Source organism: Kitasatospora sp. NPDC101108, assembly GCF_055584725.1.
In genome coordinates this window covers 320076-345819 of sequence record NZ_JBVJLM010000005.1, presented here as the reverse complement: position 1 = coordinate 345819, position 25744 = coordinate 320076, and the positions used below count along the sequence as shown (strand labels likewise).

General features: G+C 71.7%; 18 protein-coding genes and 1 pseudogene. 13 read left to right on the top strand and 6 right to left on the bottom strand.

Annotation, left to right across the window (positions count from 1 at the left end; all coding sequences use genetic code 11):
- Positions 1–164 precede the first annotated feature (164 nt).
- The 3 genes from ACZ6Z8_RS14430 (at position 165) to ACZ6Z8_RS14420 (ending at position 7220) form a co-directional block, all read left to right on the top strand.
- The gene (locus ACZ6Z8_RS14430) at positions 165–2879 is read left to right on the top strand and encodes a beta-L-arabinofuranosidase domain-containing protein (protein ID WP_465609858.1); all 2715 of its coding nucleotides are present in this window, start codon (positions 165–167) and stop codon (positions 2877–2879) included.
- Between the two features lie 415 nt (positions 2880–3294).
- Complete coding sequence (locus ACZ6Z8_RS14425) at positions 3295–6948, top strand: WGR and DUF4132 domain-containing protein (protein WP_465609554.1); 3654 nt, start codon at positions 3295–3297, stop codon at positions 6946–6948.
- 41 nt (positions 6949–6989) lie between these two features.
- Positions 6990–7220: a hypothetical protein gene (locus tag ACZ6Z8_RS14420; RefSeq protein ID WP_465609552.1), complete on the top strand. Its 231-nt coding sequence runs from the start codon at positions 6990–6992 to the stop codon at positions 7218–7220.
- Positions 7221–7375: 155 nt separating this feature from the next.
- Here ACZ6Z8_RS14420 and ACZ6Z8_RS14415 read toward each other — a convergent pair whose 3' ends face one another.
- Both ACZ6Z8_RS14415 and ACZ6Z8_RS14410 read right to left on the bottom strand, forming a co-directional pair.
- Positions 7376–7978, bottom strand: coding sequence for a hypothetical protein (locus tag ACZ6Z8_RS14415; protein WP_465609550.1), 603 nt, complete (start codon positions 7976–7978; stop codon positions 7376–7378).
- Positions 7979–8297: 319 nt separating this feature from the next.
- Positions 8298–8507: pseudogene (locus ACZ6Z8_RS14410) on the bottom strand (NAD-binding protein); the annotation flags it as partial.
- Between the two features lie 274 nt (positions 8508–8781).
- Between ACZ6Z8_RS14410 and ACZ6Z8_RS14405 the strand changes: the two are divergent.
- Together ACZ6Z8_RS14405 and ACZ6Z8_RS14400 are read left to right on the top strand one after the other, a co-directional pair.
- Positions 8782–10308: an NHL domain-containing protein gene (locus tag ACZ6Z8_RS14405; protein WP_465609549.1), complete on the top strand. Its 1527-nt coding sequence runs from the start codon at positions 8782–8784 to the stop codon at positions 10306–10308.
- A 187-nt stretch (positions 10309–10495) separates the two neighbouring features.
- Positions 10496–12007: an NHL domain-containing protein gene (locus tag ACZ6Z8_RS14400; RefSeq protein WP_465609547.1), complete on the top strand. Its 1512-nt coding sequence runs from the start codon at positions 10496–10498 to the stop codon at positions 12005–12007.
- Between the two features lie 118 nt (positions 12008–12125).
- On the opposite strand, the gene ACZ6Z8_RS14395 is transcribed toward ACZ6Z8_RS14400, so the two are convergent.
- Both ACZ6Z8_RS14395 and ACZ6Z8_RS14390 read right to left on the bottom strand, forming a co-directional pair.
- On the bottom strand, positions 12126–12656 hold the full coding sequence (locus tag ACZ6Z8_RS14395; RefSeq protein WP_465609546.1) for a hypothetical protein: 531 nt from the start codon (positions 12654–12656) through the stop codon (positions 12126–12128).
- Positions 12657–12738: 82 nt separating this feature from the next.
- Positions 12739–13884, bottom strand: a complete 1146-nt coding sequence (locus ACZ6Z8_RS14390) for a hypothetical protein (protein WP_465609544.1) — start codon at positions 13882–13884, stop codon at positions 12739–12741.
- A 441-nt stretch (positions 13885–14325) separates the two neighbouring features.
- On the opposite strand from ACZ6Z8_RS14390, the gene ACZ6Z8_RS14385 reads away from it, so the two are divergent.
- The 3 genes from ACZ6Z8_RS14385 to ACZ6Z8_RS14375 all read left to right on the top strand — a co-directional run bounded on the left by ACZ6Z8_RS14385 (position 14326) and on the right by ACZ6Z8_RS14375 (position 18361).
- The gene (locus tag ACZ6Z8_RS14385; protein WP_465609542.1) at positions 14326–15048 is read left to right on the top strand and encodes a hypothetical protein; all 723 of its coding nucleotides are present in this window, start codon (positions 14326–14328) and stop codon (positions 15046–15048) included.
- A gap of 67 nt (positions 15049–15115) precedes the next feature.
- Positions 15116–17005, top strand: coding sequence for an FG-GAP-like repeat-containing protein (locus tag ACZ6Z8_RS14380; RefSeq protein ID WP_465609540.1), 1890 nt, complete (start codon positions 15116–15118; stop codon positions 17003–17005).
- 594 nt (positions 17006–17599) lie between these two features.
- Positions 17600–18361, top strand: a complete 762-nt coding sequence (locus tag ACZ6Z8_RS14375) for a DeoR/GlpR family DNA-binding transcription regulator (RefSeq protein WP_465609538.1) — start codon at positions 17600–17602, stop codon at positions 18359–18361.
- 152 nt (positions 18362–18513) lie between these two features.
- On the opposite strand, the gene ACZ6Z8_RS14370 is transcribed toward ACZ6Z8_RS14375, so the two are convergent.
- Entirely contained in the window at positions 18514–19479 is a 966-nt protein-coding gene (locus ACZ6Z8_RS14370; RefSeq protein WP_465609536.1) for a carbohydrate kinase family protein, read from the bottom strand.
- A 234-nt stretch (positions 19480–19713) separates the two neighbouring features.
- Here ACZ6Z8_RS14370 and ACZ6Z8_RS14365 point away from each other — a divergent pair, with 234 nt between their 5' ends.
- Genes ACZ6Z8_RS14365 through ACZ6Z8_RS14350 form a run of 4 tightly spaced genes read left to right on the top strand, consistent with a single transcriptional unit; the run spans position 19714 to position 23698 of the window.
- Entirely contained in the window at positions 19714–20748 is a 1035-nt protein-coding gene (locus tag ACZ6Z8_RS14365; RefSeq protein ID WP_465609534.1) for a substrate-binding domain-containing protein, read from the top strand.
- Between the two features lie 45 nt (positions 20749–20793).
- The gene (locus tag ACZ6Z8_RS14360) at positions 20794–21792 is read left to right on the top strand and encodes an ABC transporter permease (RefSeq protein ID WP_465609532.1); all 999 of its coding nucleotides are present in this window, start codon (positions 20794–20796) and stop codon (positions 21790–21792) included.
- Positions 21789–22616: an ATP-binding cassette domain-containing protein gene (locus ACZ6Z8_RS14355; RefSeq protein ID WP_465609531.1), complete on the top strand. Its 828-nt coding sequence runs from the start codon at positions 21789–21791 to the stop codon at positions 22614–22616. Before ACZ6Z8_RS14360 ends, ACZ6Z8_RS14355 begins: the two co-directional genes overlap by 4 nt.
- A 59-nt stretch (positions 22617–22675) precedes the next feature.
- The gene (locus ACZ6Z8_RS14350) at positions 22676–23698 is read left to right on the top strand and encodes a LacI family DNA-binding transcriptional regulator (protein WP_465609529.1); all 1023 of its coding nucleotides are present in this window, start codon (positions 22676–22678) and stop codon (positions 23696–23698) included.
- Between the two features lie 568 nt (positions 23699–24266).
- Here ACZ6Z8_RS14350 and ACZ6Z8_RS14345 read toward each other — a convergent pair.
- On the bottom strand, positions 24267–24662 hold the full coding sequence (locus ACZ6Z8_RS14345; protein ID WP_465609519.1) for an SHOCT domain-containing protein: 396 nt from the start codon (positions 24660–24662) through the stop codon (positions 24267–24269).
- Between the two features lie 236 nt (positions 24663–24898).
- Between ACZ6Z8_RS14345 and ACZ6Z8_RS14340 the strand changes: the two genes are divergently transcribed.
- Positions 24899–25744: a hypothetical protein gene (locus ACZ6Z8_RS14340; protein ID WP_465609516.1), complete on the top strand. Its 846-nt coding sequence runs from the start codon at positions 24899–24901 to the stop codon at positions 25742–25744.

Sequence of the window (25744 nt, the reverse complement as noted above, 5' to 3'; positions counted from 1 at the left end):
CGCGCGGGGCTATAAACGTGGGACCTGTTAACGGCAGATGTCGCGATGTCAGTCATCTCTCCCCCCGCCCCTCAGAGTTGCCCTGCCTCGGGCAGCTTTGTTAGCGCTAACACTCCATGGGCGCACGGTGGTTCTTCCTCCCCGAAAGGAACAGGTCAGCAATGCTGCCCCCTCCCCTGAGCCGCCGCAGTCTGCTCCGGGCGACCGGCGCCCTGGCCGTCGCGCCCGCCGTCGGTCTCGGTCTCGACCTCGGTCTCACCGCCCCGGATGCCGAGGCCGCCGCCATAGGCGTCTCGGCGCTGCCGTTCGACCTCGGCCAGGTCCGGCTCACCGGCGGCCGGTGGCTCGACAACCAGAACCGGACCCTGGCGTACCTGCGCTTCGTCGACGTCGACCGTCTGCTGTACAACTTCCGCGCGAACCACCGGCTGTCCACCAACGCGGCCGTCGCGACGGGCGGTTGGGACGCCCCGTCGTTCCCCTTCCGCACCCACGTGCAGGGGCACTTCCTCAGCGCCTGGGCCCAGGCCTACGCGGGAACGGGCGACACCACCTGCCGCGACAAGGCCGCCTACATGGTGGCCGAGCTGGCCAAGTGCCAGGCCAACAACGCCACCGCGGGGTTCGCCGCCGGCTACCTCTCGGGCTTCCCCGAGACGGACTTCACCCAGCTGGAGTCCGGCACGCTCAAGAACGGCAACGTCCCCTACTACTGCGTCCACAAGACCATGGCCGGCCTGCTCGACGTCTGGCGCCTCATGGGCAGCACCCAGGCCCGGGACGTGCTCCTGGCGCTGGCCGCCTGGGTCGACCAGCGCACCGGCAGCCTCGGATACGGCCAGATGCAGGCACTCCTGGGTGTCGAGTTCGGTGGCATGAACGAGGTCCTGGCCGACCTCCACCTGCAGACCGGGGACGCGCGCTGGCTCGCGGTCGCCCAACGCTTCGACCACGCCGCGGTGTTCGACCCGCTGGCCGCGGGCCAGGACCAGTTGAACGGCCTGCACGCCAACACCCAGGTGCCGAAGTGGATCGGTGCCGTCCGCGAGTACCGGGCCACCGGAACCGCGCGCTACCGCGACATCGCCTCGCACGCATGGACGATCTGCACCACCTCGCACAGCTACGCCATCGGCGGGAACAGCCAGGCCGAGCACTTCCGCGCCCCCGACGCCATCGCCGCCTACCTGACCAACGACAACTGCGAGCTCTGCAACTCGTACAACATGCTCAAACTCACCCGCGAGCTCTGGCAGTTGGATCCCACCAACGCCGCGTACTTCGACTTCTACGAGCGCACCCTGCTCAACCACGTCGTCGGCGCGCAGAACCCCGCCGATCCCCACGGGCACGTCACCTACTTCACCCCGCTCAAGCCCGGCGGCCGCCGGGGCGTGGGACCGGCCTGGGGCGGCGGCACCTGGAGCACCGACTACGACTCCTTCTGGTGCTGCCAGGGCACCGGCATGGAGTCCAACACCAAACTGGCGGACTCCGTCTACTTCCACGACGGCACCACCCTCGTCGTAAACCTGTACGTGCCCACCGTCCTCACCTGGGCCGAACGCGGCATCACGGTCACCCAGTCCACCTCGTACCCGGCGCAGGACACCACGACGCTCCAGGTCACTGGCAGCGTGAGCGGCACCTGGTCGATGCGCATCCGCATTCCCGCCTGGACCTCCGGCGCCACCGTGAGCGTCAACGGCACGGTCCAGAACATCGCCACCACACCGGGCAGCTACGCCACCCTCACCCGCTCCTGGACCTCCGGCGACACGGTGACCGTCGAACTGCCCATGCGCGTCACGCTCCGGGCCGCCAACGACAACCCGAACGTCGCCGCGATCACCTACGGTCCGGTCGTCCTGTGCGGCAACTACGGCAGCACCGCCCTCGCCGCCCTCCCAGTCCTCGACCCGGCGTCGATCACCCGGACCGGCACGACCGGCCTCGCCTTCACCGCGACCGCCGACGGCTCACCCGTCGGCCTCGTCCCGTTCCACGAGGCCCAGGGCTTCAACTACACCGTCTACTGGAGCACCGGGAGTACCGGATTCCGCCTGCTCAACGCGGCCAGCGGGCTCGTTCTGGGCATCCAGGACATGTCCACCACGGACGGCGCGTCCGCCCTCCAGTGGGCCGACTCCGGCACCGCCGACCACGACTGGGGGCTCGTGATCGACGGCACCGCGCTGCGCCTGCGCAACGCCAACAGCGGCAAGGTCCTCGGCGTACAGAACATGTCCACCGCCGACGACGCCCCCGTGCTCCAGTGGTCGGACAACGGCACCGCCGACCACCGGTGGTCCGTCGTCGAGGCGGCCGACGGCGCGTACGAACTGCGCAACGCCAACAGCGGCAAGCCGCTCGGCATCGCCGGCGGATCCCTCGCCCAAGGGGCCCTCGCGGTGCAGGCCGCGGACACCGGTGCGCCGACCAGCCAGTGGCGGTTCGTACCGAGCGGCACCCGCCGCATCCAGAACGTGGCCAGTGGGCTGGTGCTGGGTGTACTGACCATGTCGACCGCCGACGGCGCACCGGCGATCCAGTGGGGCGACAACGGCACCGCGGACCACCTGTGGACCGCGGTGATCGACGCCGGCGGCTACCTGCGGCTTCGGAACTCCAACAGCGGCAAGGTCCTTGCCGTGGAGGGCGGCAGCACGACGAACGGCGCCAGGATCGTCCAGTGGACCGACGACGGAGCCGCCGACCACCGGTGGCGCCTACGGCACGGCGGCGGCGACACCTTCCGCATCCAGTCCGCCGTCAGCGGCCGAGTCCTCGGAGTCTCCGGCGCCTCCACCGCCGCAGGAGCCCAGGTCGTCCTGTGGGACGACAACGGCACGGCCGACCACCTCTGGCGCTTCCTCTGACCGGCGATCACGCTCGATGGCGAGCTCACTCGTCGTGCCGAGTCCGGGCCTCGCGGGCAAGTGCGTCAAGGCCAGCGTCGAGCGCGCGGCCTCCCGCGCGGAACGCGACCGCCGTTCCGCGCGGCCTCCCACGCGGAACGGCGGTCCGACCACGCACCCGTCGCGGCCAAGTTCGACTTCGGCGACAACTGATCGATGAGTAGCCATTGACGCCGAGACGTGGCCCCAGTCACTGATCGGCGACGGCCGATACGTCCAGAGCGTGTACGCCGCTCGCTGAGGCACGAGGCACGAGGCGCCGGCGCACGGTGACTTCGGCGGGGAGGTGAGCGCGGGGGCGGTCGGCCGGGGACTTGTCGGTGGGGCTCGCTAGCGTTCGTCTCCTGATCATCAGTGCGAGGAGAGGGGCGGGGCTGTGCGGCGCTGGGAGTTCGTCGAGGGCGGCTCGGACAAGTTCTGGGAGGCTGCGGTCGACGGTGTCGCGGTGACCGTGCGGTTCGGGCGGTCCGGTACGGACGGGCGGGAGCAGGTCAAGTCGTTCCCGACCGTGGAGGAGGCGCAGGCGCACTTCGCCAAGGCGGTCGCCGCGAAGGAGCGCAAGGGCTACCGCGAGATCGGTGCGGGGGCGGCTGCGGAGCCGGGTGCGGCAGCGATTCCGGTGCCCGTGGCGCAGCCCGTCGTGTCCGCGCCCACGGCCGAGGCCGCCGGTCCCGAGGACGAGGACGTCTTCGTCATGCCGGACGCCTGGCGTCGGGCCCTGATCCCGCGCCGGGGCGGCATTCCCCGGAAGCCGTCCGCGCCGGTGAAGGAGCCGGTGAGCTCGTACCGCGACGGGCTGCGGCAGATGGGGGACTGGCTGGAGCAGACGCTCACCTCGGAGCACAGTGACCCGGAGCTGGTCGCGGCCGCCCGCGCCCACCAGGCCGGCAGCCGGGACCCGCTCGGTGCGGCGGTGCTCGCCGCCGTGTTCTCGTACCCGAGCAACAACGGGGTCTGCTCGGCCGTGGACGCCTGGGTGGCGGAGTTCGGCCTTCCGTTCGCGGCCAGGGCCACCGTCGAGCTGTTCACGACGTCGGTCGAGACCGACTGGATCTGCCCCAGCCAGAAGTCCGTCCACCCGCGTGTCCGGCGCGGGGCCGACCAGAGGCACGGCGTGTACCGTCCCGCCGCGGACCGGGTCCGGTCGCTGCTGGCGGACTGCGACGAGGAGACCCACCGCGCGGCGGTCGAGGCCCTGGCGGGCTGCCGGAACAACCTGACCCGCCTGGTGGTGGCGGCGTACCTGGTGCCGTCCGAGACCGCCTGGGTCGAGGAGTGCGTCGCGTCGGGGGGCTCTCGACTGGCCGCCGTCGAGTGGTCGATGCTGCTGTGCTCGCTCTCCTCGGCAAAACCGCTGGAGAAGCTCCCCCCGCTGCCGAGCCTGGGCCATGCCGGATGGTCCACCGAGATCATCGCGACCGTGGCGGAGGGCCTCGGCGGCGACGCGGCACCGGTGATGCTGCACGACCTGACCACCAGCTACCACCACAAGGACGGCAAGAAGCGGATCCTGGACGCCCTCGCCGAACTCCCCTCCGACGAGGGTTTCCGGGGGCTGCTGGCCCAGCAGGACGGCATCAAGTCCACCCGCGCCGCCCTCATGGCCGGTCTCCGCCGCTTCCCCCGGCGTGCCCTGCGCCTGCTCGCCGAGGCCGCGGTGGCCTCCACCGACCCGGCCGCGCAGCAGCTCGCCCGGCAGCTCCTCACCGGCCACGTCGCCGTCCACCGCGCGACCGCGCTCGAACTGCTGCCGGAGCTGACGCCCGAGCAGGCGGCCCTGGTCGAGCCGCTCACCGACCTGGGCGAGCGGGTGCCGGAGGTCGGCCCCGACTCGCTGCCGGAGCTGTTCACCAGCCCGCCGTGGACCCGGCCGCGCTCCGCCGGCAAGCCCCGCGTGCTGACCGGCCTCAGCGCGCCGCAGGAACCGCAGATGCGGTGGCTGCCGGGTGAGCGCGAGGTGTGGGCGGCGAACTCCGAGCCCTGGTACGCGAGCTGGTCGGACGACGCATGGCAGCGGGTCGCGGCCACGATCCGGGCCAGGATCGGTCAGCCCGAGGACGCGCGGCTGCGCGGCGGACAGCACGCCGAGCTCGCGCTGTTCGCCTACGGCGACGAGAACTTGGCCCGGCCCCTGCTCGCGCAGTGGCGCGTCGGTGAGCGCATCTTGCACTCCGGGGACTCCCTGCGCCGGGTCGCCGCCCGCTTCGGGACGCACGCCCTCGGACCGATCCGGGCCGCAGCGGCGGGGAACCCGGCCACGCACGCGCCCCTGCTGCTTCCCTACCTGGACGTCCGGGTGGCCGAGAGCATGGCGGACTGGCTGGTACGCCTCAAGTCGGCCGGGAGCACCGCGCGTTCATGGTTCACCCGGCACGGCGTGGACGCGGCCCGGTTGCTGGTGCCCGCCGCGCTCGGGAAGGCCGGGGCGGCCCGGTACGGCGCCGAGCAGGCCCTGCGGGTGATCGCCGAGGCGCACGGCGCGGCGGCGGTGCGCGCGGTGGCCGGCGAGTACGGGCCGAAGGCGGAGGAGGCCGTGGGCGCACTGCTGTCGGCCGACCCGCTGGTGACCGCGCTACCGGCGAAGCTGCCCCCGTCCTGCGACTGGACGGAGCCGGTGATGCTGCCGCAGCTGCTGCTGCGCGGCGGTGAGGGCGCCCTGCCCGCCGAGGCGGTGCGGCACGTGCTCACCATGCTCGCGCTGTCCGCGCCCGGGGCGTTCTACCCGGGCCTCGACGAGGCGGCCCGGCTGTGCGAGCCGCGGTCGTTGACGGAGTTCTGCTGGGCGGTGTTCGAGCAGTGGCGGCTGGCCGGCATGCCCGCCCAGGACGGCTGGGCGCTGCACGTGCTCGGCCGGTTCGGCGACGACGAGACGGTCCGCCGGCTGACGCCGGTGCTCCGTGCCTGGCCGGGCGAGGGGGCCCACCACCGGGCGGTGGACGGCCTGGAGGTGCTGGCCGCCATCGGCACCGACGTGGCCCTGCTGCACCTGCACGGCATCGCACAGCGGGTGAAGTTCAAGGCGCTCAAAACCCGGGCCCAGGAGAAGATCTCCGAGGTGGCAGCCGGTCTCGGCCTGACCGGGGAGCAGCTGTCCGACCGCCTGGTCCCGGACTTCGGGCTGGACGCCGACGGGACCACCGTCATCGACTACGGCACCCGGACCTTCACGGTCGGCTTCGACGAGCAGCTCAAGCCGTACGTGCTGGACGCGGCCGGCGCCCGACGCAAGGACCTGCCCGCCCCGGGGGCACGGGACGACGCCGAGCTGGCGCCCGCCGAGCGCAAGCGCTTCGCCGCGCTCAAGAAGGACGTCCGCACGGCGGCAGGGGACCAGATCCGCCGCCTGGAGGAGGCAATGGTCACCCAACGCTCATGGACGGCACAGGAATTCGACCAGCTCTTCGTCGGGCATCCCCTGCTGTGGCACCTGGTGCGCCGCCTGGTGTGGCTGTCCGAGACCGACGGCACGGTGACGGCGTTCCGCGTCACCGAGGACCGCACCCTGGCGGACGTCCGGGACGAGGCGTTCGCGCTGCCGGCCACGGCCTCCGTCCGGCTGGCGCACCCGCTCCTGCTCGGCGACGACCTCGCCGACTGGTCGCAGCTGTTCGCCGACCACGAGATCCTGCAGCCGTTCCGTCAACTCGGCCGGCCGGTGTACACGCTGACCGACGAGGAGCGGGCCGGCCACCGCCTCACCCGCTTCGAGAACGGTCCGGTGCTGCCCACCACCCGGCTGGTCGGCATGGAACGGCGCGGCTGGCGGCGCGGCGAGCCCCAGGACAACGGCGTCGAGCAGTGGCTGTCCCGCCGGATCGGGCCCGACCTCTACGTGGTGATCGCCCCGGAGGACGGCATCGCCGTCGGCATGTTCGACTCCTACCCCGAGCAGCGGGTGGAAACGGTGTGGCTCGACAGGTGCCCGGGCGACTACTGGCCCCGCAACCGCACCTTCCCGACCTTCGCCGAGCTCAACCCGGTGATCGCCTCCGAGGTGATAGCCGACCTCACCGAGCTGACCACGTTGTGACACCCCGCCACCTCACTGACGACCACCCGGGAAAGGGCGCCGTGACCACGGCCACCACCGAGGAGAAGCTCCAGCTACCGCCCCCAGAGGTCCGGTACGCCGAGGAACCGGCGGCACTGCACGCCGAAGACCGCGACCCGTGCCCGCCGGGCTGGGAGCTGAGCCTGCGCGCCGCCCGCCGGTTCACAGTAGGCGACGAGGCCGCCGGCATCGCCCGCACGTTCGTCGGCGACCCCGTCACACGGCCCCCGCTCGTACCCGGGCTCGGCTGACCGGCGGCAGCCGGCCCTTCGCTCTCCAGGCTGGCGCCCCTTATCGCCCGCCCGGGTCGGCAGCACCGAGCGGGCGGACGGCAAGGGTCGCCAGCCGCCGGTGGCCGTCACCCCCGCTGGGTGACGGCCACCGAACAGGGCTCACACCCTGGTCACTAGCACGACCACGGTGTGGTGACGTGGCCCGTCACGGTGTCCACCGCCACCGTCCTGCCCTCGCTGGGAATGCAGAAGTAGTAGGTGGGATGCGGGTTCTGCACGACGGGCTCATTGAGGTACAGGGGCTTGAACGCGCCGGTGTGCCCGGCCTTGACGGCCAGATCGTGGGCCTGGACCTCCGTCATGGTGAACGGGGAGATGGCCTGGATCCCGATCGGGACCCTCCACGGCTGCGTGCTCTGGTACTGACCGGTGGTCGAGTACTTGTACTCGAAGGACGGCTCCGAGCCCTTGGCCCGGAAGCGGATCCACCAGGCCTGGACGTCATTGGGGTTGGTCGTGGGTGCCAGCAGGACGGCGTCCGCGTCGTAGAACTGCGAGCCGGGGTGCTCCTGCTGCGCCTTCACCTTGGCCTCCCGCACGATCTGTGTGAGCGGGAGGTGGGGTGCCGCGCCGGCGGTGGTCGGGGCGATCGGCAGCAGCGACAGGGCCGTGGCGGTCGCGGCGAGCCCGATCCGTGCCCGACGGCGGCGGCGTGATGTCCGGCACCCGTTCAGTGCGGGTGTCGCGGGCGTGCGGGCGGTGCGTGTGGTGTTCATGTCCTTCATCTCCTTCGCCCCGGACCCTGCGTGGTCACGGTGGAAGTCGACTGCCGGGTTCGGCGTGAGCGGTGGCCGACGGGCGAGAGGTCCTCGGCCGGGCTCCGCGGGGGATGCAGCCTCCCGGGGTCCAACGGTAGGAAGGTCTGCGGGCGCCGTCTCCTGGCCGTCATCCTCGCTGAGCCGAACAGGCGAACCTCTCACCCGGAGCGATGCCCGTCCGGGGTTTCGCCGCGCGGTCCCGGCCGGTGGGCCCGATCCTGTGCCGCTCCTTGATCATCGCTGACTGTTACAAGGTGGTGACACGATCGTGGTCGAACTCGGCGGCCCTGAAGCGCAGTTCGGCCGGAGCGGCGTCGGCGGCGAGCCCGAGGTCCTTGGCCATCAATGCGGCGGCGAACCCGGCCGCGTAGTCGCGGTCGACGGGGCCGGCCGGAACCGGCCCGGGGACCGGGCAGTTGGTGGTGAGCGCCCAGCACTGGCCGGAGGCGGTGGAGGCGACGTCGTAGCCGGTTGCCTGCCCGAGCCCGGAGTTGGATGGCCGTTTCGACGGTCTCGCGGTGGAGTGGCTGGGAAGCGAGCGTGGTGATCTTCTCTGGTGCCTGCGGGGACACTGCTGCGGTCGAGCAGTTCACGTCCGGGCGCCGGCGGGGGTCGACCGCTCATCCAGGTCGCCGTCTCGTCAACGTGCTCCACAAGGAAGCACTCGGAAGGGCAATTGCCATTCCAATGCTCTTGTGACTTTCTGGAATCGACCGACAACCGCTTGCAGCAGGCGGTCAGTGAACGGTGAAGGGACGACGATGAGCACTGCCCCCAAGGCACCCGAAGACGGCGAGCAGTCCGCCCCTCCGATCGGCACGGTCGCGGGGACCGGAGCCGAGGGGTTCACGGGGGACAAGGGACCTGCCGTTTCGGCTGAGTTGAACCGGCCGTACGGAATCGCGGTGGACAGCAACGGCGCCGTCTGCGTCGCCGATCACGAGAGCCACCGGATCCGGAGGATCACGACCGACGGGAGGATCAGCACGATCGTCGGGACCGGGACGTCGGGGTCCAAGGGTGACGATGGTCCAGCGGTCTCGGCCCAACTGAACTCGCCGCGCGGGGTGGTGACGGACAGGGCGGGCAACCTCTACGTCGCCGACACCGAGAACCACCTGGTCCGGAAGATCACGACCGCCGGGAGGATCGGCACGGTCGCCGGCAAGGGCACCGCCGGCTTCAGCGGTGACGACGGCCCCGCCACCGCCGCTCGGTTGGACCGCCCGGTCGGGGTGGCGGTGGACAGCACCGGCGCCCTCTACATCGCCGACCACGGCAACCACCGGGTCCGGAAGGTCGCGGCCGACGGGACGATCAGCACGGTCGCCGGCACCGGCAAAGCGGGCTTCGACGGAGACGGCGGTCCGGCGGACGCAGCCCAGCTGAACTGCCCGTCCGGAGTGGCGGTGGATGGCGCGGACAACCTCTACATCGCCGACACCGAGAACCACACGGTCCGGAAGGTCACGACTGACGGGAAGATCAGCACGGTCGCCGGCACCGGCAGCGCAGGCTTCGACGGAGACGGCGGACCCGCCGCCTCGGCCCAACTGGACTTCCCCACCGGGCTGGTGGTGGACAGCACCGACACCCTCTACATCGCCGACCACAGGAACCACCGGGTGCGGAGGGTCGCGGCCGACGGCACGATCAGCACCGTCGTCGGCGCGGGCAAAGCGGGCTTCGACGGCGACGGCGGCCCGGCCGTCTCGGCCCAGCTGAACAGCCCGATCGCGCTCGCCGTGGACTGCGTCGACACCCTCTACATCGCGGACCACGTCAACAACCGGGTGCGGAAGGTCGCGGCGGCGAAGATGGCCGGGCTGCCCGAGTCCGGCACGGTGGTCTCCTGGGCCAACGTCCGCAGCAAGCTGCGGATGGGGGTCGTGCGCGAGTCCGTCAAGGACGGGGCCGAGGTCCATCACCTCCTCGCCGCGCCCAGGGAGCACCAGCGCTGGCGGCTGGTCGTGGTGGGCGAGGACGACGGCGATGTCCACTACGTGATCGAGAACCTGCGCAGCGGCAAGGTACTTGAGGTCCCCGAGGCGCTGAAGGTGCACGGGACGGTGGTCGCGCAGCGCACCTCCGAGGGCGGGGACGCATACCACCAGCACTGGCGGTTGATCCCCATGAGCCCCGCGACCGCCGCCCATCGGGTGTACGAGATCGCCAACCGGCACAGCGGCCTGCTCCTGCGCGTCGACACCAGCACCTCGACCGCGATCAAGCAGTACCGGTCCGAGGGCGACCACCGCAACCGGCAGTGGCAGCTGCTCCCCGTGTGACACAGGGGCAGGGGCATCGTCGCCCCCGCCCCTGGCAGCCGGACACGACCCTGACGCGCCAGGGCGCCCGCCGGTGGCCGCCGCCAACTCCCGGAGCAGGTTGCGCTGTTCCGGGACGTTGCCGCGGCCTGGAACAGACCGACAGCCACTCACAGCGAGCGGCTACCCGAACGGTGAAGGAATGACGATGAGTACCCCGAACGAGCAGCCCGCCCGTCCGATCAGCACGGTCACGGGCATCGATGGCGCGGGAGGATTCGGCGGGGACAACGAGCCCGCCGTCAAGGCTCGGCTGGACCGCCCGATGGGGGTGGCGGTGGACCGCACCGGCGTCCTCTACATCGCCGACACCAACAACCACCGGGTCCGGAAGATCACGACCGACGGGAAGATCAGCACGGTCGCCGGCAAGGGCCAACCGGGCTTCGGCGGTGACGGCGGCCTGGCGACCTCGGCCCTGCTGAACACCCCGCGCGGACTGGCGGTGGACGGTGCGGGCAACCTCTACATCGCCGATGCCGTCAACCACCGGATCCGGAAGGTCACCACCGACGGGAAGATCAGCACGATCGCCGGTACGAACAGCGTGGGCAACGCCGGCAACAACTGTCCGGCGACCTCCGCCCAGCTGAACTACCCGTTGGCGGTGGCGGTGGACAGCGCGGGCAACCTCTACATCTCCGAGTACTACAACAACCGGGTGCGGAAGGTCACGACCGACGGGAAGATCAGCACGATCGCCGGCGCCGGAAAGGCGGGCTTCGGCGGTGACGGCGGTGCGGCGACCTCGGCCCTGCTGAACGGCCCGCGCGGACTGGCGGTGGACGGCGCGGGCAACCTCTACATCGCCGATGGCATCAACAACCGGATCCGGAAGGTCAGCACCGACGGGAAGATCAGCACGATCGCCGGTACGAGCAGCGCGGGCGTCGGCATCGACGAAGGCCAGGCGGCCTCGGCCCAACTGAACCTCCCCATGGGGATGGTGGTCGACAGCACCGGCACGCTCTACATCTCCGACTACAACAACCACCGGATCCGGAGGATCACGCCCGACGGGAAGATCGGTACGGTCGCCGGTACGGGCAAGGCGGGCTTCGACGGCGACGGCGGCCCGGCCGCGAAGGCGCAGCTGAGTCACCCGATGGCACTCGCCGTGGACTGCGTCGACACCCTCTACATCGCCGACCACGTCAACAACCGGATCCGGAAGATCGCGGCGGCGAGGATGGCCGGACTGCCCGAGTCGGGCACGGTCGCCTCCCTGGCCAACGTCCGGAGCGGGCTGCGGATGGGGGTCCTGCGGGAGTCCACCAGGGACGGCGCCGAGATCCACCAGTCCCACGCCGTCCCCCGCGAGCACCAGCGCTGGCGGCTGGTCGTGGCCGGCCAGAGCGACGGCGATGTCCTCTACAGGATCGAGAACCTGCGCAGCGGCAAGGTCCTGGAGGTCCTCGAAGCGGAGGAGGCGGCCGGGGCCCTGGCGGCGCAGCGCGCCTACGAGGGCGTCGACGCGCACCACCAGCACTGGCGGCTGATCCCGGTGGGCGCCGCGGCCGACGGTCCGCGGGTGTTCGAGATCGCCAACCGGCTCAGCGGCCTGCTGCTGCGCGTGGACGCCGGCGGCCCCGCAGCGGTCAAGCAGCACGGGGCGGAGGGCGACCACCGCAACCGGCAGTGGCAGCTGCTCCCCGTGTGACACACGAGGGGGCAGGGGCTGCTTGCCCCTGCCCCCTCGTGACCCGCACCTCGGAGTGACCCGGACCTCGGAACCAGCGACCCGGACCTCGGAACCTGAGCCCCGCCCGCCGGGCGAACTACTTGCCCTTGGGCGGGGTTTCCGCGGTCGGCTTCGCCGCAGTCGGTTGCTCGGCGGCCGGCTTGTCCGCCTTGGGCGCATCGGCGGACGGCTTGGCAGCCTTGGGTGGCTGGGAGAAGTCGCTCTTGCTCGGCTTGCTCTCCAGATCTTCGTCCTTCTGGAGGCCGCTGTGCTCCGTCACCGTCGGACTCGACGCCCGCATGCCGCTGGCCGCCGCCATGGACACCGAGCCCGGGTCCCCGGCGTACGCGGCCTGCGCGCCGGCCGACGCCTGGGTGGTCTGGATGAAGGAGCCGAGGAAGCCCAGGATGGCCCGCGCCTCGGGCGACTGCTCCTGGACGGTCTTCGCCCGGTCGTTGGCCCCGTGGATCCCGCTGGTGAACAGGCTCGTGGTCGTGTCGTCGTAGGTGTCGTCGTCGGCGTCCTCGAAATCGATGTCCGCCCCGGGCTGCGCCTTGGTGCCGTCGCTGTCCACCGAGAAGAGCCCCGCGCCCTTGCCCGCGGAGCCGAAGATGTTGCCGAACACCATGGTTGTCACCTCTGGTCGTCTCTGATCGTCTGATCGTCCCCGGCCGTCTCCGGCCGTCGTGGTGGCGGCGCCGCCCGCCGGGTCAGGGCAGCTTGTGCAGTGTCTGGTCACTGCCGACGAGGCTCTCCCCGTCGAACATCGTGTGGTCGACCTCCAGGGCGGAGACCACCTCGGCCAGCCCCTTCATGCGGAAGCCGCCGCCCGCCAGGTCGAGGTCGGCGATGTCGCGGGCGACCAGCTTGGCGAGGCCGGGGTACGTCCCGGGCTGCGGGGGCGACAGGACCGCCACCGGCACGTCGTACAGCACGCCGAGCAGCCCGGAGAAGGTCACCGGGATCTCGTAGACGTACTGCTTGCGGACACGCCGCTGGGTGACCAGGGTCTCCACCCGGGAGCCCGCCGGGACCTCGCCGGAGATCTGCGAGTTGGACATCCAGCTGGTGGTCAGGGTGCCGCCGACGGAGCCCATGATGCCCATCATCAACTGGGCGTTGAGTTCCGCGGTGCCGGTGGCGCTGCCGGTGGTGGCGAACGCCACCGAGTTGGTCACCGAGCTCGACGCGGAGTTCGAGGCGGAGTTCGTCACCGCGTTCGTCATCGAGTTCTTCACGGCGTTCTCGACGCCGTTCGCGACGTCGACCCCGATGTCCTCCTTGCTGTTCTCGTTCGTCACCACGTTGGTGGACTTGTTGTCCATGTCGTTCTGCAGCTGGTTCTGGAGCTGCGTCCCCAGCTCCGCCCCGAGCTGCGCCTGCAGGTCCAGCTGGAGCTGGCTCTGCAACTGCAGTTGGAGCTCCGCGCTGACGCTGCCGCCGAAGGTGAGCTGGGCCTCGCCCTGGAGTGACCACGTGACCTCGTTCGACACCGTGAACTCGACCGCGTCGGTGAAGGTCATCTTGGACGTCTGGCTGCGGTTGACGTACGTGCGCGAGGAGAACATGTCGGGCGGGGGCTGGTGGATGTTGCCCCGCTCCTCGATCAGCGGCTCCCCGAGGTTCATGTAGGCGAGCCAGCCCAGTTGGTGCGCGGTCCCGGGGAAGGTGCCGAAGCTCGACTTGTTCATGGAGAACCCGATGGGCTTGTGCTTCACGCCGTGGTCGTCGACGTAGACCAGGTTGGGGTGGTCCAGGATGGCCTGCCAGGTCTCCTCGATACCGAGTTCCCGCAGGTTCTTCTTGGTCAGTGGCCGGCGCTTGGCCTGATCCAGGTGGTACGCGTTGGAAGGCATTCCCCGTCCTCGAAATGATCCGGTCGAACCGCGTTCGGTGAAATGGAAAAAGAATTCTGCACACGTTCCGGCGATCGAAGTTAGCACGGTCATGTTTTCCTCGGCAGGTGATTTCTTGCATGCCACCCAATCGGGTGATGCAGGGCTCCTGAGCCGCCGCCGGTCTGCGGAACATGAAACCCTGGCCGGCGGTTGGACGCCTGACCGGCACACGCCGGGAAGCCTTGCCGGCAGGGGCTTTTGGCTTCGAACGCCGCTGCGACCGGAGATATGGTCCTCGACCATCCTTTCGCCTTCCGATTCCGTTTCGACCTCGTTTCGACCGGGCGCGGCTGGGCTTCCGACAATGTCGTGTGGTACACCAATGAACCGGGCGCCCGGCGCATTGTTCTCCCACAGCTATCCCATATACGGAACAACGGAACAGGTGAGGTTTCCGCGATGTACACCCAAGAACGCACGGCGATGGCGAATTTGGTGGTCGGCGGCCCGGTGGCGGTGAACGGCTACGACAACGCGATCGTGGCGGCGCTGGTCGAGAACCGGCCGGTCATGCTCGTCCACGCCTTCAACGGCGGCTACCTGCGGCCCGCGGAGCTCAAGGAGTCGAGCCACGACAAGGGGGTCAAGCTGGCCACCACGCTCGACCCGGACACCAAGGAGGCGAAGGGCCACCTCTGGTACATCACCCCCGGCGGCTTCTTCGGCCAGCGGCCGCTGTACTTCCTGGAGAGCGCCGCCGGGCAGGTGACGCCCAAGCCCCTCGCCGCGGGCGAGGCGGCCGCCGGGCGCGGCGACGACGGCACCCCGAAGCCGCAGCGCCGGCGCATCAGCGTCCACCAGGACGCCCCGAAGCCCGCGACGGCCGACACCGTGCAGGTCGGCCTCCCCGACAAGGTCGCCGAGAAGTGGCGCGGCAAGAACGGCGCCCCCGAGGACTCCCAGCTCTGGGTCGTCACGGTGACGCCCTGGGGCGGGATCACCTTCGTGCCGATCACCCACCCCGACGCCATCCTCGGGTTCAAGGACCACGCGGTGACGGCCGACAACGAGGTGCGCGTCACCTACAACTGGGGCGGGGACTTCACCGGGACGGTCATCAACACCTTCTACCCGCGGCTGCCCAACGAGTGGAACGTCCCCTACCACCACGTCTTCACGTGAGCCGCCGCCGCGCCGTCCCGGCCCCGAACCACCACCCGTACCCGCACTGCCTGGAAGAGGCACCACGATGCCCGTGCCCACGCAAGAACTGAAACTGGAGATCGTCAACGCCGCCACGGGGAAGACCCTCGGCGCCAAGGCCGCGCCGGGCGCGGACGGGGCACTCGTCGTCCGCGACTTCCCCAAGGGCGGCCCGAGCCCGGAGCAGTGGCAGCTCATCCCCGTGCAGACCGCGCAGGGCGGGTTCGAACAGGACGACCAGGGCTATGTGATCCGCAACGCGGCCGGCGGCAAGGTCTTCGACGACCCCGCAGGCCAGGGCCGCGCCCTGCGCGAAGCGGCCGCCGTGGCCGGCAAGCGGAACCAGCAGTGGCACGTCGTCCCCATCGAGGGCGAGGCGGGCCTCTACTTCATCGAGAGCGCGACCGACGGCGCCGTCCTCGACCTCGCCGGATCCGGCTCCGATTCCGACTCCGGCTCCGACGATGACGAAGCCGAAGCGAAGGGCGGGGACGAAACCCAGGTCGTCCTGCGCCCGTACGACGACCACGCGAGGACCCAGCGCTGGCGGTTCGTCACCGCCGCGCCCGAGCGCACCAGTGACCCCGTACTGCGCTTCGCCCACGTGGACCACTGGAACGGCCGCCGGTCCTGGCCGCTGGTCCGCTCGAACGCGCTGCGGATGGCGCCCGGCGCGACCCCCTCGTTCAGCGACATGCTGCTGGTCCTCGAAAAGTTCGGCAGCGACAAGGCCGCCGGGGAGTGGCAGGGCGACGGGGCCAACCGCGGTCCCGGGCAGGCGGGTTGGTGGGCCGGAGCCGGTGCGCGGTTCCTCGCCGATCTCACCGGGGCGGGGCGGCACGACATCGTGGGGCTCACGGCCGCGAAGGGGGCCGTGACGTCGGCCAGCCGGGGCGACGGCACCTTCGACGACGAGCGCGCACTGCACAAGTCCACGAACGCCCTGGCGCCCGGGGACCTGTGGACCCTCGCGGACACCACGGGCAGCGGCAGGCCCGACGTCGTCGTGCTGGCCGCCGACGGCGTCCGGGTCTCCCGCCAGGACGAGGACGGGGAGTTCGGGTCCGCCGCCGGCACCCTGGTCCTCAAGGCCTTCGGTCACGACCAGAAGGCGGGCGGCTGGCTCGCCGACAAGCATCCCCGCTTCCTCGTCGACACCACCGGCGACGGCCGGCTCGACCTCGTCGGCTGCCACGACGACGGCGTCTGGGTGTCCCGCCAGGACGAGGACGGGAAGTTCGCCCCGCTCGACGAGGAAGTGGCTCTCCCGGCGTTCGGCCACGGCGAGAAGGCGGGCGGCTGGCGCCTGGACAGGCACCCCCGCTTCCTCGCCGACACCACCGGCGACGGCCGGCTCGACCTCGTCGGCTGCCACGACGACGGCGTCTGGGTCTCCTACCAGGACGAGGACGGAGGGTTCATCGAACCCTCTCTCGTGCTGGGCGACTTCGGGACCGTCCAGGGGTGGAAGTCGGTCGCGAACCACCCACGGTTCCTGATCAGGACCACCAGCGGTGGCCCGGTGGACATCGTCGGATTCGGCCCGCAGGGCGTCGCCGTGTCCCGGGGACGCGGCGACGGCACCTTCGAGCCCGCGAAGCTCGTCCTGAACGACTTCGGAACCGCCCAGGGCTGGTCGGGCAAGAAGCACCTGCGGTACCTCGCCGACGTCACCGGCGACGGCAACCCGGACATCGTCGGCTTCGGCGACGAGGGCGTCTGGGTGTCGCACGGCCTCGGCGAGGGCAGGTTCGAGCAGGCCCAGCTGGTGTGCCGAGGATTCGGGCACAACGACGACGCGGGCGCCTGGCGGGTCGACCGCCACCCCCGCTTCCTCGCCGACATCACCGGCGACGGCCGCGTCGACATCGTCGGCTTCGGCGGCCCGGGCGTGTACGTGGCCCGCAACCTCCACCGCCGCTTCAGGACCCGATAGCCCTCGAAGGACCCCCACAAGTGCTTCCCGGCGTGGCCCGTCGACCACTCCGGGAAGCGGACACCTGTGCCCTGCCGCCTCCCCCGCGCCGGCAGGGCACAGGTGTTATGCCGGGCCGACAGATCAACTCGGCCGCCAGGTCCAGCCGTGGCCGGAGCCGGCCCTTCTACGCCCCCGGCGACGGGTCGTCGGCCCAGCCCCCCTCATCGCCGCTCCCTCGCGGCCCCCGCAGCCACCGACGCGGACCTCTGGCACGCCTTGGCCGCGCCCGCATCGACGACCTCGTACGCCCGCTGCCCGAAGGCCCGGGCACTGTCGTCGGCGAACGCGGCCACCGCCTCTCCGGCAAAGGGCGCCAACACCTCACCGACCGCGACGGCCTGGCGCCGACCGAGGGCGCCGGGTTCCTGGTCCTCGAACGGGAAACGGACGCCCGAGCCCGCGGCACCCGGCCCCGGGCGCTGCCGGCCAAGTCCACTCATTCGGGCATGCCATGACGAAGGAGTAGCCCTTGTAGCCCTTGCTTTCCGGCCCGGAAGGCGTATGGTCACTCCTCATCAGGCGTGAACAGACATGAAACGGACTTGATCCCACATGCATGCTCCCGAGCGACAGCAAGAGATCCTGCGCCTCACCCAGCTCCACGGGCGGGTGGACGTGCCCTCGCTCGCCGAGGAGTTCGGTGTCACGCAGGAGACCGTCCGACGGGACCTGTCCGCCCTCGACCGGGCCGGGCTCGTGCGCCGGGTGCACGGCGGCGCGCTGCCGGCCGGGGCCCTGCACCTCGAACCGGGCATCGCGGAGCGGGAGTCCACGGCCGCCGGCGAGAAGGACCGGATCGCCCGCGCCGCCCTGGCCCTGCTCCCTACCGAGGGCACCGTGCTCCTGGACGCCGGGACCACCGTCTCACGGCTCGCCGCCCTGCTGCCGCTGGACAGCACCCTGGCGATCGTCACCAACGCGCTGCCGATCGCCGCCCGGTTGGCCGACCACCCGGGCCTCGGCCTCCACCTGGTCGGCGGCCGTCTGCGGCACCGGACCCAGGCGGCCGTGGACGCCTGGGCGCTGCGCGACCTCGCCGACGTCCACGCCGATCTCGCGGTCATCGCGACCAACGGTTTCTCCCCCGAGGTCGGGCTCTCCACGCCCGACCTGGCGGAGGCGGCCGTCAAGCGCGCCATGGTGGCCGGTGCCCGTCGGGTGATGCTGGTCGCCGACTCCTCCAAGTACTGCGTCCGGCACTTCGCCCGCTTCGGCGTGCTCGACGACGTCGACATCCTGGTCACCGACACCGGGCTGACCGACCGGCAGGCGGCCGAGATCGAGACCCACGGGCCGGAGGTCCTCCGCGTCTGACCGTCGGCACCGGAGATCCGACGCGGGGTGAGCCGGCCGGGTCACCGTGCCGGTGGCCTCGTCCCCGGCGGCGGGGGTGAAGGTGTCGAGCACGCGGTCATGTCATCGATGACATCGGCTGTGGAGGATGGCGGCCTTTCCGTGACTTCACGTCAGGAGCCCTTGCGCTGACGGGGTATGCCGAGCTGCTCCGCCCAGGGCGGATTCGGGCCGGTGACCGAGCAGGTCAGGGCCGCCACCTCGGCGGCGAACCGGCACGCCGCGGCGGCCTCGGCGAGGCTCAACCCGGCCAGCCGGCCGCCGAGCCGGCCGAGCCGCGCGAGGCGGTGCAGCAGCCCGGCGGTGAACGAGTCACCCGCCCCGACGGTGTCCACCACCGCGACCTCGGGTGCCGACACCCGCACCCGCTCGCCGTCCAGCGAGACCAGCGCCCCCTCGCCGCCGAGGGTGATCACCACCAGCCGAGCGCCGGCCTCGTGCCAGCCGTCACAGGCCCGTTCGGGCGAGACGCCCGGCAGCAGCAGCTCCAGGTCGTCCGAGCTGAGCCGCAGGATGTCCGCCAGCTCGCACCACCGGCCGAGCCGGGCCCGGTAGACGTCCGGATCCACCAGCTGCGGGCGGACGTTGGGGTCGATCGACACGGTGAGACCGGCCCGCGCCCGTTCGAGGAGCAGCTCGACCAGGGCGCCGCCGGGCTCGCGGACCAGCGCGAGCGAGCCGGTGTGCAGGCAGCTCGCGTCGGCGAGCGGCACGGCGGCCAGCTCGGCCGCGCTCCACTGCCAGTCGGCGGCCCGATCCGCGTGGAACGCGTAGCGCGCCTGGCCGTGGCCGTCCACGGTGGCGATGGCGAGCGCGCTCGGCTCGGCGGCCGTCACCACCGCGCCCAGGTCAACCCCGGCGGAGCCCAGGTGGGCGCGGAACAGACCGCCGAAGGCGTCGGCGGAGATCCGGCCGAGGAAGCGCGTGGGCGTGCCGAGCCGGGCCAGCGCGACGGCGGTGTTGGCCGGCCCGCCGCCGGGCAGCACGCGCAGGGCCAGCTCACCCGGAAGGGCGCCGGCCGGGTCGGCGAAAGCGTCGGCGACGCACTCGCCGAGGACCGCGACGAATCGCTGGGACACCAAAGGCCGCCTCTCATGGGTCGGTGACGGAACGTCGTGCGCAGCGGCCGTCAACTCTGGTTCGGCGCACCGGGTTTCAGCCACGTTACCCAGTTGTTACACCCAGAGGCCTTGCCCGCCGCGCAGGGCTGACTTCATCATCCTCGGCAAGCCAGTGTCAACGTTGACATTGGCTGGCCGCCGGACTGACCCCGCCTCGGGACCTCCGCACCACGCAGATCAGGGAGCCCACGCATGCCCCGTACCACTGCCCTCGCCCGCCTCGCCGCCTGCGCCACTGTCGCAGCACTCGCCCTCACCGCCTGCGGCTCCGGCTCCGGCTCCAAGGGCTCCTCCGGCTCGTCCGGTTCCGGCGCCGGCTCCGCGGGCGGCACCGTCAAGGTCGGCCTGATCACCAAGACCGACACCAACCCGTTCTTCGTCAAGATGAAGCAGGGCGCCGAGAAGTCCGCCAAGGAGAACGGCGCCACCCTGGTCACCGCGGCCGGAAAGTTCGACGGCGACAACGCCGGCCAGATCGCCGCCCTGGAGAACATGGTCGCCACCGGCGTCAAGGGCGTCCTGATCACCCCCAGCGACTCCAAGGCGATCCTGCCCGCGATCAGGAAGGCCCGGGACAAGGGCGTCCTGGTGATCGCCCTGGACAGCCCGACCGATCCGCAGGACGGCACCGACGCCCTGTTCGCCACCGACAACAAGCAGGCCGGCGTGCTGATCGGCCAGTACGCCAAGGCCGCCATGGCGGGCAGGACCGCGAAGATCGCCACCCTGGACCTCGCCCCCGGAGTCGCCGTCGGCCAGTTGCGCCACGACGGCTTCCTGCAGGGCTTCGGCGTCCCCGCCGGCGACCCGTCGATCGCCTGTTCCCAGGACACCGGCGGCGACCAGGCCAAGGCCCAGACCGCGATGGAGAACTGCCTGCAGAAGGCGCCCGACCTGAACCTCGTCTACACCATCAACGAGCCGGCCGCGCTGGGGGCGTACACCGCGCTCAAGGCCAAGGGCCGCGAGAAGGAGGTGCTCATCGTCTCGGTCGACGGGGGCTGCACCGGCACCCAGGCCGTCAAGGACGGGAAGATCGCGGCCACTTCGCAGCAGTACCCGCTGGTCATGGCCGCCAAGGGCGTCAAGGCGGTGACCGACCACGCCAAGGGCGGCGCCAAGCCCACCGGCTACACCGACACCGGCGTCACCCTGATCACCGACCGGCCGCAGACCGGCGTGGACGCCAAGGACACCGGCTACGGCCTGGAGAACTGCTGGGGCTGACCGGCTTCCAGACCACCACCGCCCCACTCCCCCGAGGACCGTCCGATGACCACGACCACCGCCCCGTACGCGGAACTCCGATCGCCGCCACTCGCGCGCCGACTGCTCACCGCCCCGACCGCCGGACCGCTGGCCGCGCTGGTGCTGGCCTGCGCGTTCTTCACCTTCACCACCGACACCTTTCTCTCCGGCGGCAACTTCTCGCTGATCATCCAGCAGGTGATGGTGGTCGGCACCCTGGCGATCGGGCAGACCCTGATCATCCTGACCGCCGGCATCGACCTCTCCTGCGGCGCGGTGATGGCCTTCGGCTCGATCACCATGGCCCGGCTCGCCGCCGAGGGTACCGTGCCGCCTCTGGTCGCCATCGCCCTCGGCCTGGCGGTCTGCGCGGCCTTCGGCCTGGCCAACGGCCTGCTGGTGCAGCTGATCCCGCTGCCGCCGTTCATCGTCACCCTGGGCATGCTGAACGTCGCCTTCGCGCTCACCCACATCTACTCCGACGAGCAGACCGTCACCGACCTACCCGGCCCGCTGACCTTCCTGGGCGGCACCTTCCCGCTCGGCGACACCGACGTGACGTACGGTTCGGTGCTCGCACTGGCGCTGTTCGCGCTCTTCGCCTACCTGCTCTCCCGCACCGCCTGGGGCCGCCACGTCTACGCCCTCGGCAACGGCCGGGACGCCGCCCGCCTCAACGGCATCCGCACCGGCCGCCTCACCGTCGGCCTCTACGCCCTGGCCGGCCTGGTCTACGGCATCGCCGCCCTGCTACTGGTCTCCCGCACCGGCGTCGGCGACCCCCAGGCCGGACAGACCGACAACCTGGACTCCATCACCGCCGTGGTGCTCGGCGGCACCAGCCTCTTCGGCGGCCGGGGCAGCGTGTTCGGCTCGCTGATCGGCGCGCTGATCGTCGGCGTCTTCCGCAACGGGCTCCAGCTGATGGGCGTCGCCTCGATCTACCAGACCCTGATCACCGGCGTCCTGGTGATCCTCGCCGTGACCGTCGACCAGATCTCCCGGAAGCGAGCCAGCCGATGACCACCACCCCCGTCCTCCAGGCCCGCGGCCTGGTCAAGCGGTACGGCCACGTCACCGCCATCGACGGCGCCGACTTCGACCTGATGCCCGGCGAGGTGCTGGCCGTCATCGGCGACAACGGCGCCGGCAAGTCCAGCCTGATCAAGGCACTCACCGGCGCGATCGCCCCGGACGAGGGCGAGATCCGGCTGGACGGCGAGCCGGTCCGGTTCGCCGGCCCGCAGGACGCCCGGGCGGCCGGCATCGAGACCGTCTACCAGGACCTCGCCGTCGCCCCCTCCATGGACATCGCCGCCAACATGTTCCTCGGCCGCGAGCTGCGCCGCCCGGGTGTCCTCGGCACGGTGTTCCGCTCGCTCGACCACAAGCGGATGCGCGACGAGGCCGCGGCCCACATGGCCGAGCTGAAGATCGGCCTGCGCTCGCTCACCCAGTCCGTGGAGACCCTCTCCGGCGGTCAGCGGCAGGCCGTCGCGGTGGCCCGCGCGGTGGCCTGGGCGCGCAGCGTGGTGGTGATGGACGAGCCGACCGCGGCGCTCGGGGTCAAGGAGTCCGGTCAGGTGCTCGACCTCATCCGCCGGGTCCGCGACCGCGGCCTGCCGGTCGTGCTGATCAGCCACAACATGCCGCACGTCTTCGAGATCGCCGACCGGATCCACGTCCACCGGCTCGGGCGGCGGGCCGCGCTGATCAGGCCGGGCGACCACTCGATGTCCGAGGTGGTGGCCATCATGACCGGTGCGCTCACCGTCGCCGAGGACGGCAGCGGTACTGTCGTCGCGGACGCCGGCGCCGCCAGGGCCGCCGGGGTCCGTACGAGCTGAGCAGTCCTGGGTGGCCCGGGCCGGGGGGCCGGGCCGCCGCCCGACAGAAACGGTGGTCCATGGCCGCGACCCGTCGTCCGACGCTGCACGACGTCGCCCAGGAGGTCGGCGTGAGCGCCAAGACGGTCTCCCGGGTGCTCAACAACGACGGGCCGACCTCCGCCGCGACCCGGGAGAAGGTGCTCGCCGCCGTCGAACGGCTCGGCTTCCAGCCCAACCTGATGGCCCGCAACATCCGCACCGGCGGCCCGGACACCACGATCGGCCTGGTCGTCCCGGACATGGGCAACCCCTTCTTCGGCACGGTGGCCGGCGGGATCGAGTCCGCCGTCCGCGACCGCGGACTGACCCTGCTGCTCGGCTCCTCCGGCGACGACCCGGCTCGCGAGCGCGACCTGATCGCCGCCTTCCTCGCCCGGCGGGTCAGCGCGCTCATGGTCGTCCCGGCCGACGGGTCGGACCACGCCCACCTCAGGTCCGCCCGGATCACCGGGCTGCCGGTCGTCTTCCTGGACCGCCCCGGCAGCGGCCTGGCCGCCGACTGTGTGGTCTCCTCCAACCGGGACGGCGCCCGCACCGGCGTCGCCCACCTCATCGCCCACGGCCACCGCCGGATCGGCTTCATCGGCGACCTTCCGGCCACCCTCTACACCCGCCGCGAACGCCTGGCCGGCTACAAGGACGCCCTGGCCGCCGCCGGCCTCCCCTACGACCGGACGCTGGTGGTCGGCGCCCACGGTCAGCCGGACGCGGCCGCCGCCACCGACCGGCTGCTCTCCCTCCCGGAACCACCGACCGCGCTGTTCGCCGCCAACAACTTCGCCGCCATGGGGACGGTCTCCGCCCTCGCCCACGCGCGGCGCCGCGAGGTCGCCCTGGTCGCCTTCGACGACATCCCGCTGGCCGACGTCCTGGAACCCGCCCTCACGGTCGTCGCCCAGGACCCGGCCGCGCTCGGCGCCGCCGCCGCCCGCACCGCCCTAGCCCGCCTCGACGGCGACCGCAGCCGGGCCCGCACCACCGTGGTCGACACCCGCCTCATCGCCCGTGGCTCGGGCGAACAGCGCCCGCCCCACCGCTGACCGGCCTGGTTCGGATTCGGTTACGGCACGGATGGCTCGCCCGTCGAGCCGCTCCGACGTGTACGGGAGTGCGCGACAACCAGGGCCACCTGCCCACCCAGGACGCCTACGGCGACGCCCGCCGCCGGTACGGCTCGTCGTCCACCGCGTAGGGGGCGCGGGGGTCGGTCAGACGAGGTCGGGGAGGGGGCGCCGGGCGACCTTGTGGGCCTCGTCCGGCGGGACGCCCAGCATGCGCAGGACCATCTCGGCGAGGTTCACCGCGGCGTCGTCGCCGTCCACGTCCGGCCGGGCGAACCTCGGGCTCCAGCAGCGCCAGGTGGGGCCCGGTCGTCATGGACGTCGTCCCGACCGGGAGGAACGACTTCACCGACACCGCCGCCTGGGCGTCCCTCCTGCACACCACGCGCAGCCCCGACTCGGATGGGCGCCGAACGCCGGGGCCGGCCGGCTCGCGCGCCGTGGGTGCAACAGCCGGGTCCGACAGCACGGTGCGTCCAACCGCTGGGATCGGGGCGGAACATCAGTAGTTCGTTCTCCGCGTAGGACCACCCGGCGTTGCGGCGCGTCAGGTGAGGACGAGCTCCTTGGCGCGCTGGTACTCGTCCTCGGTGATGTCGCCGTGGTTCTTGAGGTCGGCGAGCCGCGCCAGTTCGGCGACGTGGTCGGTGGGCGCGGTGGTGGTGCCGGCGGCGTCCCGGATGTAGGTGCGGAACTCCTGCTCCGCCTCGGCCGCCTCCTGGTACTCGCGCTTCCCCATGCCCTTGCCCCTGGCGATCAGGTAGACGAACACACCGAGGAACGGCAGGACGAGCACGAACACGCTCCAGCCGGCCTTGGCCCAGCCGCTCAGGGCGTCGTCCCGGAAGAGGTCTCCGAAGACTCGGAACAGGAGGAAGAACCACATGATCCACAGGAAGATCCACATGGTCGTGAAGAAGATGTTGAGCAACGGGTAGTCCACCGGGGGCCTCCTGACATCGATGCTCTGCCCCGAACGCCGTGGCAGACGCGGTCTATCGCCGGTGTACCGCTCTGCGGCCCGGCGGGGCATCACCCGCCCCGGGTGAGTTCCGCGCCCGGGGCGGCCCCGCAGCGGCGGGGCTATTCTGGCGACTGATGGGCGGAGCGGAGAGCACGCAGCGGCGACGGCCCGGCCTGGGCGACTTGCTGAGGACGGTCCGGGCGGACCCCGTCCGCATGCCCGAGCGGCTGGCCGCCTTCACGGTGGAGTTCCTGGGCCCCCAGGCGGCCGACACGGTGGTACGGGCGCGCGGAGCGGAACGAACCGGGACCCCGCAGGGCGGGAGCGTCGAAGAGGTGATCAGGCGGGGCGTGCGCCGCTCCGTGGTGGACGGCTCGTTCCTCGGCGGTCCCTTCGTGCTCCTGCTGCCGGTCGCGTTCATCGGCGCACTGCTCGCCCAGCTGCGGATGGTGCTGGAGCTGGGCGCCCTGGCCGGCCGCGATCCGTGTGACCAGGAGGCGGCGGTGGAGATCCTGCTGGTGCAGGGCGTCCACCCGACGCGTGCGGAGGCCAGGGCGGCCCTGCGGGAGGCGTCCCGGGGTCCGGCCGACGAGGGCGGCAAAGGCTCCTGGCTCGCCGTCGTCCGCCGCCAGGCCTACCTGATCGGCCTGGTGGCGCCGGACGACCCGGCCCGGAGCCGGGTTCGCAAGTGGTTCGGCTGGGCCGGCATCGGGGGGCTGCTGGTCATCGGGACGGTGGTGCCGTTCGTCTGGGTGCCCGCCTGCGCCGAGATGTACCGTCGCGCCACCGACCGGCTCGCGGACCGTACCCTCGCCCTGCTCGGGTCGGAGGGCGGCGGGCCCGTGCCGGTCCGGGACCGTGACCGGTCCGTGCTGCGCCCCGGCCTGCTCCTGGTCGTGCTGCGGACCGTGCTGGCGTGCGCGGTGACGGTGGGCGGGGTGCTCGTCGTACTGCTCACCGGAGCGCGGGTCGCCGGCAACTCCTGGCTCGCCATGTTCCTCGTCCTGCTGGGTGCGGGCGCGGTGGTGGCCGGCTGGCACTGGCTGCGCGCCCGCCACTGA